Origin of the sequence: Streptomyces sp. NPDC048270 (assembly GCF_040652335.1) — a bacterium.
In the GTDB taxonomy this organism is placed as follows: domain Bacteria; phylum Actinomycetota; class Actinomycetes; order Streptomycetales; family Streptomycetaceae; genus Streptomyces.
Window position 1 is genome coordinate 1 of record NZ_JBEZLV010000014.1, and the last position, 11,685, is coordinate 11,685.

At 75.8% G+C, this 11,685-nt stretch carries 11 protein-coding genes; 6 read left to right on the forward strand and 5 right to left on the reverse strand.

The window, feature by feature from the left end:
- The first annotated feature begins 111 nt into the window (after positions 1–111).
- From AB0D66_RS14785 to AB0D66_RS14795, 3 genes are all read left to right on the forward strand, one after another.
- On the forward strand, positions 112–714 hold the full coding sequence (locus AB0D66_RS14785) for a hypothetical protein (protein WP_362302026.1): 603 nt from the start codon (positions 112–114) through the stop codon (positions 712–714).
- A gap of 94 nt (positions 715–808) precedes the next feature.
- The gene (locus AB0D66_RS14790) at positions 809–3,634 is read left to right on the forward strand and encodes an SNF2-related protein (protein ID WP_362302029.1); all 2,826 of its coding nucleotides are present in this window, start codon (positions 809–811) and stop codon (positions 3,632–3,634) included.
- Positions 3,631–4,884 carry an SWIM zinc finger family protein gene (locus AB0D66_RS14795; RefSeq protein ID WP_362302032.1) on the forward strand — a complete coding sequence of 418 codons (1,254 nt, stop codon included), beginning with the start codon at positions 3,631–3,633 and terminating at the stop codon, positions 4,882–4,884. Before AB0D66_RS14790 ends, AB0D66_RS14795 begins: the two co-directional genes overlap by 4 nt.
- Positions 4,885–4,979: 95 nt before the next feature.
- On the opposite strand, the gene AB0D66_RS14800 is transcribed toward AB0D66_RS14795, so the two are convergent.
- Positions 4,980–5,519, reverse strand: a complete 540-nt coding sequence (locus AB0D66_RS14800; protein ID WP_362302034.1) for a hypothetical protein — start codon at positions 5,517–5,519, stop codon at positions 4,980–4,982.
- A 162-nt stretch (positions 5,520–5,681) separates the two neighbouring features.
- Here AB0D66_RS14800 and AB0D66_RS14805 point away from each other — a divergent pair, with 162 nt between their 5' ends.
- Positions 5,682–6,332, forward strand: a complete 651-nt coding sequence (locus tag AB0D66_RS14805; protein WP_362302037.1) for a chaplin — start codon at positions 5,682–5,684, stop codon at positions 6,330–6,332.
- Here AB0D66_RS14805 and AB0D66_RS14810 read toward each other — a convergent pair.
- The gene (locus tag AB0D66_RS14810; protein ID WP_362302040.1) at positions 6,322–6,996 is read right to left on the reverse strand and encodes a DUF2293 domain-containing protein; all 675 of its coding nucleotides are present in this window, start codon (positions 6,994–6,996) and stop codon (positions 6,322–6,324) included. The genes AB0D66_RS14805 and AB0D66_RS14810 overlap by 11 nt on opposite strands.
- A 138-nt stretch (positions 6,997–7,134) precedes the next feature.
- On the opposite strand from AB0D66_RS14810, the gene AB0D66_RS14815 reads away from it, so the two are divergent.
- Positions 7,135–7,521: a cupin domain-containing protein gene (locus AB0D66_RS14815; RefSeq protein WP_362302043.1), complete on the forward strand. Its 387-nt coding sequence runs from the start codon at positions 7,135–7,137 to the stop codon at positions 7,519–7,521.
- 3 nt (positions 7,522–7,524) lie between these two features.
- On the opposite strand, the gene AB0D66_RS14820 is transcribed toward AB0D66_RS14815, so the two are convergent.
- The gene (locus AB0D66_RS14820) at positions 7,525–8,970 is read right to left on the reverse strand and encodes a WGR domain-containing protein (protein WP_362302045.1); all 1,446 of its coding nucleotides are present in this window, start codon (positions 8,968–8,970) and stop codon (positions 7,525–7,527) included.
- Positions 8,971–9,063: 93 nt separating this feature from the next.
- On the opposite strand from AB0D66_RS14820, the gene AB0D66_RS14825 reads away from it, so the two are divergent.
- A complete protein-coding gene (locus AB0D66_RS14825; RefSeq protein ID WP_362302048.1) occupies positions 9,064–9,744 on the forward strand; it encodes a uridine kinase in 681 nt (226 codons plus the stop codon).
- 79 nt (positions 9,745–9,823) lie between these two features.
- On the opposite strand, the gene AB0D66_RS14830 is transcribed toward AB0D66_RS14825, so the two are convergent.
- Both AB0D66_RS14830 and AB0D66_RS14835 read right to left on the reverse strand, forming a co-directional pair.
- Positions 9,824–10,738 carry a PfkB family carbohydrate kinase gene (locus tag AB0D66_RS14830; RefSeq protein WP_362302051.1) on the reverse strand — a complete coding sequence of 305 codons (915 nt, stop codon included), beginning with the start codon at positions 10,736–10,738 and terminating at the stop codon, positions 9,824–9,826.
- Positions 10,735–11,679, reverse strand: a complete 945-nt coding sequence (locus tag AB0D66_RS14835; RefSeq protein ID WP_362302053.1) for a pseudouridine-5'-phosphate glycosidase — start codon at positions 11,677–11,679, stop codon at positions 10,735–10,737. Before AB0D66_RS14835 ends, AB0D66_RS14830 begins: the two co-directional genes overlap by 4 nt.
- Positions 11,680–11,685: the final 6 nt, after the last annotated feature.

Below are 11,685 nucleotides of genomic sequence, written 5' to 3' on the forward strand. Positions count from 1 at the left end.
GCCGGGGGGCCGGGGGCCCCCCCCTCCCGCCCCGCGCCGCCCGCCCCGCCCGCGCCCCCCCCCCCGGGCCCGCCGTCGCCGACGCCGACCGCGGCTCCGCTCACCGCGGCGGTGCGTTCGCACGTGTGGGCCTTCGGCTGTGACCACGCCTACCTGGCCGAGCCGGGCCCCGGCGCCGTGCCCCCGCCGCCGGTGGAGGCGGACGCGCCCGCCTGGGCCGCGGCGCGGCGCGCCGTGCACGCAGGGACCCAGATCGTGGAGATCACCCTGCACGGCACGGGCACCGGCAGCGTGGTCCTGGAGGACCTGGAGGTGCGGGTGGCAGCCCGGCGCACCCCGCCGGCCTGGAACGTCTACCAGATGTCCCAGGGCTGCGGCGGGGCGCTCACCCCGGCGGCCTTCACGGTGAACCTGGACGCGCCGCGTCCCGTCCTGCGGCCCGTGGCCGGCAGCGACACCGGGGGCGACGCCGCGAGTGTCCTCCCGGCCCCCGCGTTCCCGATGCGCGTCTCGGCCGCGGAGCCCGTCGTCCTGCGGGTCGAAGCCGCCACCACGGGGTGCGACTGCGACTGGTCGCTGGACCTGCGCTGGACCGGACCGTCCGGGTCCGGCACGCTGCGCGTGGACGACGACGGCCGGCCGCTGCGCACCAGCGCGGCCACGGGCCGTCCCGTGTACGGCTACGCGGTGGAACAGGGCCGCTGGGCCCGCTGACCGCCGCCCGAATGCCCAGGTCAGGGGTGTTGTCAGTGGCCGCACCTAGACTCGGTGGACAGGACATCCGTACCGACCGGGGAGGGGCCAGGCCATGACACCGCACGCACTGCTGCGCCATGCCGCCGTCTTCCTGCCCGCCGCGGTCCCCCGCGAAGGGCGCGTGGTGTTCTGGGCGCCCGACGGGGACGCCCTGCCCGAGCCGTCCGCCCTGCCCGAGGCGGCCGCGGAGACGACGATGACCGTGGTCCGCCCGCACGGCGACGGGGTCCGCAGCCGGACCGTGCCCGCCCTGGCCCTCTCCGTCACCGCCGCCCTGCCCCTGCTCGCGCGGGCGCCCCGCAGCCCCGCCGCGCACCCCGCCACCCGCGCCTGGGGCACCGCCGCCACCCAGGCGCTGACCCTGGTCGCCCGCGGCCGGCTGCTGCCCGGGCTCACCCCCGAGGGCGTCGACGCCTGGCGGGCCGGGCCGCTCGACGCCGCCGATGTCGGCCACCTGCGCGCGGTCGCCGCCGCACTGCCGTACGAGGGGTACGCGTCGCCCCTCGCCGGGCGCCGCCCGCTGCACCTGCCCGAACCGGAGGCGCTGGTCCGGGCCTTCCTGGACGCCGTCGCCGACAGCCTGCCCCGCACCCCGGCCGCAGCCGTGGCCGCCGGCCGGCCGTTCGCCGCCCGGGAGCCGCAGCACGTTCCCCGGATACGGGACTGGGCCGCGCAGGTCGCCGCCGGAGCGGACACCGGCGTCGGAATCTCGCTGCGCCTGGACCTTTCCTCCTTCCGCCTCTTCGACGAGGCCGAAGCCGAGGACGTGCGGCGCGCCGGGGCCGCCGTGGTCCAGGTGCACAGCCTCGCCGACCCGACCCTGGTCACCGACGCCGGACAGCTGTGGGCGGGCACGGCGGCCGCCGGTTTCGGCCCCCGGGCGCGGATCGACGCGGTGCTCGCGCTGCGCCGTGCCGCCCGGGTGTGGCCGCCCCTGCTGCGCCTGCTCGACCAGCCGGTGCCCGACGCGCTGGCCCTGTCGGATCCGGAGCTCGAAGGCCTGCTGGGCACCGCCGCGAACCGGCTGGCGGCCGCCGGAGTCCTGGTCCACTGGCCGCGCGAGCTGGCCCGTACGCTGTCCGCGACCGCCGTCGTCCGGTCCACCGCACCCGGTTCCGCGACCGACGGCACCGCCTTCTTCGACGCCGAGCACCTCTTCGCCTTCTCCTGGGAGCTGGCGCTGGGCGGGGACCGGCTCACGCCGGGGGAGATGGACGCCCTCGCGCAGGCCCACCGGCCGGTGGTGCGGCTGCGCGACCAGTGGGTGCGGGTGGATCCCGAGCTGGTGCGCAAGGCGCGCAAGCGGGAGCTCGGCCTGCTGGACCCGGTGGACGCGCTGGCGACCGTGCTGTCGGGGACGGCCGAGGTCGACGGGGAGCCGGTCGAGGCGGTCGCGGTGGGGGCGCTGGCCGCCCTGCGGGAGCGCCTGACGGGGGAGTTGGCCCCGCTGCCGCAGCCGGCCGCGCTCAAGGCCACCCTGCGCGACTACCAGGCCCGCGGCCTGGCCTGGCTGGACCTGATGACCTCCCTGGGCCTCGGCGGCTGCCTCGCCGACGACATGGGCCTGGGCAAGACCGTCACCCTGATCGCCCTCCACCTGCACCGCGACCGCCCCGAGCCGACGCTCGTGGTCTGTCCGGCGTCCCTGCTGGGCAACTGGCAGCGGGAGATCGAGAGGTTCGCCCCCGGCACGCCCGTGCGCCGCTTCCACGGCGGCAGCCGCCACCTGACCGACCTCGCCGGGGGCTTCGTCCTCACCACGTACGGGACGATGCGCGCCAGCGCCCCCCTGCTCGCCGGGCAGAGCTGGGGCATGGTCGTCGCCGATGAGGCCCAGCACGTCAAGAACCCCCATTCGGCGACCGCCAGGGCACTGCGCACGATCCCGGCGCCGGCCCGGGTGGCGCTGACGGGCACCCCGGTGGAGAACAACCTCTCCGAGCTGTGGGCGCTGCTCGACTGGACCACGCCGGGGCTGCTGGGCCCGCTCACCGCCTTCCGGGCCCGCCACGCCCGGCCGGTGGAGCACCAGCAGGAGGAGGACGGCGGCAACGAGGCGGCCGTGGCCCGGCTCGCGGCGCTGGTCCGGCCGTTCCTGCTGCGCCGCAAGAAGTCCGACCCCGGTATCGCGCCCGAGCTGCCGCCGAAGACGGAGACCGACCACCCCGTCTCGCTGACCCGTGAGCAGGCCTCGCTGTACCAGGCCGCGGTGGACGAGGCGATGGCCGTGATCGGGTCGAGCGAGGGCATCGAGCGGCGCGGCATGATCATGAAGCTGCTGGCCTCGCTCAAGCAGATCTGCAACCACCCGGCGCAGTACCTGAAGGAGGCGGAGCCGAGGATCCCGCACCGCTCGGGCAAACTGGCGCTGCTGGACGAGCTGTTGGACACGATCCTGGCCGAGGGCGGCTCGGTGCTGGTCTTCACCCAGTACGTGACGATGGCCCGGCTCATCGAGCGGCACCTGGCGACCCGGGGGATCTCCCACCAGCTGCTGCACGGCGGGACGCCGGTGCCGCGCCGCGAGGAGCTCGTCGACCGGTTCCAGGCGGGCGAAGTCCCGGTGTTCCTGCTCTCGTTGAAGGCGGCGGGCACCGGGCTGAACCTCACCCGGGCCGGCCATGTCATCCACTTCGACCGCTGGTGGAACCCGGCCGTCGAGGAGCAGGCCACCGACCGCGCCTACCGGATCGGCCAGACCCAGCCCGTCCAGGTGCACCGGATCATCGCCGAGGGCACCGTGGAGGACCGGATCGCCGAGATGCTGGAAGCCAAGCGGGCCCTGGCCGAGGCCGTCCTGGGCTCCGGCGAGGCGGCGCTGACCGAGCTGACCGACCGGGAACTGGCCGACCTCGTCTCCCTGCGGAGGCCCGCATGATCACCGCACGGGACGACCGCCGCCGCACCTTCGAGACCGTGCCCGCGGGGGCGCAGGCGGTCAGCTGGTGGGGCCGCGCCTGGGTGTCGGCGCTGGAGCAGGTCTCCCGCGACCCGGCCCGGCTTTCCCGGGGCCGGGCGTATGCCGCCGAGGGCCACGTCGACGCGGTCACCATCACCCCGGGCCGGATCGTGGCGTACGTGCGGGGCAGCCGGCCGCGCCCGTACCGCACCGAGCTGGCGCTGCCCTCCTTCGCGGACGCGGAGTGGGACGCACTGCTGGAGGAGGTCGCGGCCGATCCCGCGGCCCTCGCCGCCCTGCTGGAGCGGGAGGTCCCGCAGTCGCTCGCGGGGACGGTGCTGCCCGGCGCGGGCGAGCTCCTCCCGCGCTGCTCCTGCCCGGACACCGCCCGTCCGCCCTGCAAGCACGCGGCGGCCCTCTGCTACCGGGCGGCCCGGCTGCTCGACGAGGACCCTTTCGTCCTGCTGCTCCTGCGCGGCCGCGGCGAGCGGGAACTGCTCGACGAGCTGGCCCGGCGCAACGCCGCCCACGCCGCCCGGGAACAGCCCGACGCCACGCCCGGCTTCCCGGGCGTCCCGGCCAGGGCGGCGCTGGCCCGCACCGGCCTGCCGCCGCTGCCGGCGCCGCTGACCGCTCCCGCCGCCGCGGGCCTGCCGCCCGCATACCCGGCCGACCCCGCGGCCCCGGACCCGCTCGCCCTGGACCAGCTCGCCTCCGACGCCGCGGCCCGCGCCCTCGCCATCCTGACCACCGCCGAGGACCCGATCGACGGGCTCGGCCTGTGGCAGGACGCCGTCCGGCTGGCCTCGGCGCACCCCACGGCCGGGCTCACCGGGGGCGCCCGTACCCTCTACCGCGACCTGGCCCGCGAAACCGGCCGCACCACCACCGACCTCGCCCGGGCCGCCGCGGCCTGGCGGGAGGGCGGCCGGGCGGCCCTCGCCGCCCTCGAAGAGCCCTGGGACCCGCCGGCCGGCCCCTTCGACCGGGCCCGTCCGGCGCTCCTGGCCGCCGGTCAGGGCTCCTTCCGCCCCGACCGCAACCGCCTCACGTCCGGGACCCGCCAGCTCCGCCTCGGCCGCGACGGCCTCTGGTACGCATACGAGTCCCGTCCGGACGACGCCGACTGGTGGCCCACGGGCCGCCCGTCCCCGGACCCGGTCACGGCGCTCGCGCGGCCCGGCCAGAGCCGCGGCCAGGGTGACCCGGAGGCCGGGAACCGTTGGTGATCATGCCGTCGGCGCCGATGCGTCGATGTGCCGGTGCGGCGGTGCGGCGGTGCGGCGATGTGCCGATGCGGCGGTGCGGCGGGTGGACGGCGGGATCAGGGCGCCACTTCGCGAGCCCAGCGGCTGAGGGTGGCGAAGTCGCGGTCCCGGAGGCCGTGGCGGGGGTGGATGCGCAGGAGCAGGGCCGGGGACGGGTGGTGGGCGGTGACCCAGGCGCGGTCCCGCGGGTTGATCATGTCGTCGACCCAGGCGAAGGGACGGCCCGCCGCCCAGTCGACGAGGGGGCGGGTCTTCCATGAAAGGCCGTCCGGGTCCTGGGCGAACAGTTCCGGCCATTCGACGACGGGAAGATCGCCGGGCAGCCCGATGTGCGGGGCGATCATCGTGTTGGCCTGGTGCGTCCAGGCCGTGGCCCAGGTGAGCTCGAAGGGCAGCGCCAGCAGCCGGCCGCCGTGGGAGGGGTGCAGGCGGACCCGGGCGCCGCGGCGGGCGCTGCGGGATTCCGGATCGCGGTAGGAGAGCCAGACGTCCGGCCGCATCCGGTGGCTCCGGTAGCCGCGCAGGCCCGCGAAGGGGGACCGGAAGGGGTTGAGAGGGCCGTCCACGTCGAGGAGGAGCAGTGGGCGATGCGTCATGAAGTAGGCACTACCCAGTACACGATGGGGTGAAATGCCTACCCCCTCTATAACCCGAACGGGTTCAGCGCGTTGTTCCGGTGCGGGGCGAACACCCGCGGACTCCTCCGGAAGGCAGGGAAACTGATGCGTCACAGTCGTCGGAATGGCTTGATCGCGGCGGTGGTTGCGGGAGGCGGGCTGGCGGTCGCGGGTGCGGGCGGATTCGCCTACGCCGACGCGGACGCCGGTGGCCGCACCGAGCGCTCTCCGGGGCTGCTCTCCGGGAACCTGGCCCAATTGCCGGTGCACGTACCGGTGAACGCGTGCGGGAACACCGTGAGCGTGGTCGGCCTGCTCAACTCGGCCGCCGGGAACCGCTGTGTCAACGAGGACCATCCGCAGCCGAAGCCCTCGCACCCGTCGAAACAGGGCACGGGCAATGGCGGCGGAGCCCTCGCCGATGGGCGCGGAAAGGATTCACCGGGGGTGCTGTCCGGCAACGGGCTCCAGCTCCCCGTCGACCTGCCGGTGAACCTCAGCGGCAACTCGGTGAACGTCGTCGGCGTGGGCAACAGCTCCACCGGCAACACCTCGGTCAACGGCGAGGTGCCCCACACCAACCCGCCCGTCCGGCCCCCGGTCCAGCCGCCCGTCCAGCCCCCCGCCCAACCGCCGGTAGCCGAGCAGCCGGTGACGCAGCCCGCGCCACCGCGGCACTCCGAGGCCCTGGCCCACACCGGCGCGGACGCCGTCGGCTACCTCCTCCCGGGCGGCGGAGCGCTCCTCCTCGGCGGCGTACTCCTCTACCGCCGCTTCGGCCTCACGCGCTAGGACCGCGGGCGGGCGGTACGGGGCGCCAGCTGTCCAGGACGGCGTCGATCCGTGCCGCCAGCCGCGCCCGGGCCGCGAACCGCGGGACCCCCGCCATCAGCAGCGCGTCGTACTCGGTGTCGGTGTGCCGCACGGCCGCGCGCACCGCGTAGGAGACGGCGAGTTCGTCCAGCGCGCGGCCGGCCGCGCTGCGGCCCACCCGGCCGCTGCCGCGCACCGAGGCGTGCGTGGCGATGGCCACCGCCCGGTCGGCCGGGCAGCCGGGAAACAGGCGGACTATCTCGGCGGCGAAGGCGGCCGTGAACCGGGTGTCCTCGGCGGCGCGGCGCAGCCGGTCGCGCTCCCGGCGCCTGGCCCGCGCCTCGGCGTCCGCGAGACACGCCCGCTCGGCGCGGGCCAGGGCGGCCTCCTCGACGAGGACCCCCTGGCGCTCGTAACGGCGGCGGCGCCGGTGGAAGCGGACGACGACGGCGGACAGCGCACTCCCCTCGCGGGAGCGGCGGGTGAGCGCCGCGTCCCCGCGCGGGAGGTAGACCAGATGTCCGAGATCGGCGCAGTCCAGGCAGCGCGGCACCCCGGCCTCGCGCACGAGGTGGCGGAGCGGCCCCTGCCGGCACTCCGCGCAGTGGATCTGCTTACCGGACTCGAACACCACCAGGCTCATACAGGGGTGATACCGCCGCAGGGGGCTCATATCACCTGCCGGAGAAGGACGGTTGGTGTTTCACCAACTCTTCCTCGATGCCACGCGGTCCTTCTACCGTGAGCCCGTGGACGGCAGCTGGTCCACCGAGGAGGGCACATGGGTGGTCGGCAGACGACGGTCCGGACGGCAAGGGCGCGCATCCCAGCGGCCCCGGCAGGCCGCAAGATCGTCATACCGCCGGGCGGCTGCACCGGCTGGCACTACCACCGGGTGCGGCTGGACGCGGTCGTCCTCGCCGGGACCCTGACCCGGGTCCTCAACGACCGCACGGTCGTGGTGCACCGGGCCGGGACCGCCTTCGTGGAGCCGGCGGGGATCCGGCACATCCACCTGGGCCACAACCTCGGCAGCGAACCGGTCGTGCTCCACGTGACCCCGGCGCTCCCCCCGGGAACCCCCTTCTCCATACCCACCCCGGCCCCGCACGGCGTCACACCGGCCGTCTGCCGGGAGCACGCCGGTGAACCCGTACCGCCCGGGTGATCCTCACACCAGCCGGCGTATCTCCCCGCGCACCCGGTAGAAGCCTCCCGAGGCCGCGTGCAGCCCGTCCACCACGTACCGGGCGCCGGGCTCCCGGATGCCGCGGGGGAACTGCACGTTCCAGGAAGGCTCGAAGCCTCCCGAGACCACCTGCACCCGCACCCGGCCGCCCTGCTGGACGCACTCCACCACCACACCGCCCGCCGGAGCCGAAGCCACCGAGACGGTGGCGACCGCCGCCGCCGACGCGGCGGGGGTGAACACGGGCAGCGCGGCCGCCGACTTCACGTCCACCGGCGCCGGCACCGAGCCCTGCTGGGCCGCGGCTATCGCCTGCTCGCTCGCGTCCACACAGACCAGCGAGCCGTCCGTGGTCACCAGGTACAGCCGCCCCTCGTGGTACTGCATCGACAGCGCGGACCCGCTGCCCGTGCCCAGCTTCCACAGCCGCCGCCCGTCCGCGTCGAAGCAGTACACCGAGGAGGCCAGGTCGCCGGCGAAGACGTGCCTGCCGTCCGGCGAGGTCGCGCACGAGTACACCGCCGCGTCGCACCGGTAGGAGGCCTCCACCGCGCCGGTCGCCTTCGACAGCCGCTGCACGGTGTTGCGCCCGGTGCCCGCGTACACCGCGTGGTCCTCCTGCCAGCCGAACAGCACCGACCCGTTGGTGGCGGTGTGCCACAACTGCCGCCCGCCGTCCGGGGCGTAGGCCGTGACCCCCTGGCTGTGCCCGTGGTAGACCGCGTCCGCGTCCGCCCGGACCATCCAGGCGTTCGAGCCGTCCGAGCGCCGCGACCACTGGAACTCGTCCTCATGGTCGATGACCGTCAGGCCGCCGCTCGCATCGGACACGTTCAGCACGCCCTCGCGGATGTCGAGCCAGAAGATGTCCACATCGGCCGCTATGTCGTAGGCCCCGAACGGCACCTTCGACGACAGGTCGTACACCGTGCCGTCGTCACAGCCCGCGTATATCCAGAACTCGTCCGCCACCAGGCACTTCACCCCGTCCGGCAGCGAGTACCGGGCCAGCACCTCCCCGCCGTGGCTCAGCGTGTAGACGTCCCCCGCCTGGTTGCCGACCCAGCAGCGGTCCTCGTCCACATGGATCCCGAAGGCCGAGGAACCCGTCCGGAACCGCCACAGCACCGGAGCCGCGGCGCGCGCCGTCGACGGAGCCGACGTGACCTGGCGCCGCGTCACCGACCGGGCGGCCCGCCCGCCGCGCACGGCCGGGGCGTACCCCTTGCGGATCTTCTCCCCGATCTTCTTCGCGGCCGCCGCCCGGGCCTTGTCCGCCGTCGGGAACGAGGAGCTCTGCAGCTGGCCGTCCGCGCCGATGCGCCCGTACCGCACGGAGACGGCGGTGCCGTCCACCGTCACCTCGTAGAACTTGTGCGCGGCGCCGTCGTCCTGCGACAGCTCCAGATACGTCGTCTCCCGAGCCATGACAGACCCCTCCCCAAAGGCCGGGCCACCGGCTCCTGTTCTGCCGGTGATCCCTCGTGAAAAAAGCTACGGCCCACCACTGACAATGGGCTCGTGCAGCTGGAAGCGATCACATGGCAGCGGATGGCCGAGCGGCTCGCCGGTCACCTCGACGACCCCGGCACCACCGCCGAGCCCGCCGGCACCACCGGCACCACCGCCCCCGAGCAGGGCGGTTGGCGGCGGGTGGGCATCGACGGAGCCCCCGCCGCCGGGACCGGTGTCCTCGCGGAGCACCTGGCCGACGTACTGCGCCTGCGCGGCCGGCCGGTCCTGGTGGTGGCGGCCGAGGGCTTCCTGCGGCCCGCCTCCCTCCGCTTCGAGTTCGGCCGCGAGGACGTGGACTCCTACCTCGGCGGCTGGTACGACACGGCCGCGCTCTGGCGGGAGGTGTTCGGCCCGACCGACCCCGGCGGCACCGGGCGGGTGCTGCCCGACCTCTGGGACCCGGTGAGCGACCGGGCCACGCGCAGCCCGTACACCGCGCTCCCGCCCGGCGGCGTGCTGGTGGTGCACGGCCCGCTGCTGCTGGGCCACTGGTTCCCCTTCGACCTGAGCGTGCACATCCGGCTCTCCCCGGGCGCGCTCGCCCGCCGTACCGAGGAGTCCGCGCGCTGGACGCTGCCGGCCTTCGCGCGCTACGAGGCCGACACGGACCCGGCCTCCGCCGCCGACGCCGTGGTCCGGGCGGACGACCCCCGCCATCCCGCCTGGACGGGCATCCGCGCGCGATAGGCAGCCGGCCGGCAGCGGTAGGCAATCGGCCGGCAGCGGTCGCGAGCCGGCCGGCAGTGGTCGGGAGTCCCCGGCCCCCTCAAGGCCTCCCGCCCAACCGGGCCACCGCCAGGGCCGCGGTCCGGCAGCCGGCCCGGGCGGCCTCCGCAGGGTCCGCCCCCGCCAGCCGGGCCGCGAGGAAGCCGCCGGTGAAGGCGTCGCCCGCGCCCGTGGAGTCCACCGCCTCGGCCGGCTCCGCCGTGACCTCGGCGGTGATCCGGCCCCGCTCGGCCACCAGCGCCCCCGCCGATCCCCGGGTCACCACCACCAGCGGTATGTGCCGGCTCAGCCGCGCCGCGGCCGCGGCCACCCCCGCGGGCTCCGGCAGGCCGGCCAGCAGGCGGGCCTCGTCCTCGTTGGGCAGCAGGACGCAGACCCCCGCCACGGCATCGAGGAACCGCTGCGGTCCCAGCCCGGCCAGGAACCCGGCCGAGGCCGGGTCCACGCTCACCGGCACCCCCCGGGCCCGGGCCGCCCGCAGCGCGAGCAGGGCCAGCTCCCGGCTGCTGTCGGCGAAGAACAGGTACCCGGACAGGTGCAGATGGGCGACCCCGTCCAGCAGGGAAGGCGTCCAGTCGGCGGGGCACAGCCGCAGCGCCGCGCCGCTGTCGGTCAGGAAGGTCCGCTCCGCGTCCTTGCCGACCAGCGCCACCACCGTCCCGGTCGGCTCCTCCCGGTCGACCACGAGCCGCGGCCGCACCCCCGCGTCCAGCAGCGCCCGCTCGTGCCACCGCGCGGACTCGGTTCCCACCCGCGCGAGCAGCCGTACCTCCGCGGCCCCCGTACGGGCCGCCCAGCAGGCCGCGTTCGCCCCGGCGCCGCCCGGCAGCGTCCGGATCCGGGCCGCCGTGTCGGTGGCCGGGGCGAGCGGTTCCGGATGGACCGCCACCACGTCGGTGACCACGTCCCCGACGACCAGCAGGGCGCCCGGACCGACCGGTTCCGGGCGGGTCATGCCCGCGCCGCCCAGGCCCCCGCGATCCTGGCCCCGAGCCGCACGTTCCCCCGTACCGCCGCCAGGTTCGCCTCGAGCGAGGCCCCGCCCGTCGCCCGCACCAGGAACCCCAGCAGGAACGGCGTCACCGCCTGCCCCGTGATCCCCCGCTCGCGGCACTCGGCGAGCGCCTCGGCCAGCACCCGGTCGTGCAGCTGCGGATCCAGCTGCTCCGCCTCCGCCACGGGCTGGGCCACGAGCAGGGCCGCCTCCGGGCCGCCCAGGGCGTCCTGAGCGGCCATCACCGCCGCGATCTCCTCCGGCCCCTCCACCGTCCAGTCCACCGGCTCCCCCGAATCGGCCAGGTAGAAGCCGGGGAACCGCTGCGTCCGGTAGCCGAGCACGCCCACGCCCAGCGTCTCCAGCCGCTGCAGCGTGGCCGGCACGTCGAGGATCGACTTCACCCCCGCGCACACCACCGTGATCCGCGTCCGCGCCAGCAGGGACAGGTCGGCCGACTCGTCCTGGGCCTGCGCCCATTCGCGGTGTACGCCGCCCAGCCCGCCCGTGGCGAAGACCCGCAGGCCCGCCCGGGCGGCCAGGAAGGCCGTGCCGGACACCGTCGTCGCGCCCGTGGCCCCCGCCGCCATCGCGGGCGCCAGATCCCGGTGGCCGAGCTTGCGTACGCCGTCGCCGCCCGCGATCCGCTCCAGCTGGGCCTTGTCCAGGCCGGCGTGCGGCACCCCGTCGATGACGGCGATCGTTGCCGGAACCGCCCCTTCCGAGCGGACCAGGTCCTCCAGTTCGAGGCCCACCGCCAGATTGCGGGGCCGCGGCAGCCCGTGCGCGATGATCGTCGACTCCAGCGCCACGACCGGCCGGTGCCGGGCGAGCGCCTCGCGCACCTCTTCCGAGAGGACGGGCCCGCCGGACGGGGATGCAGTTGCTGTGTGCTGTGACATGTCCCC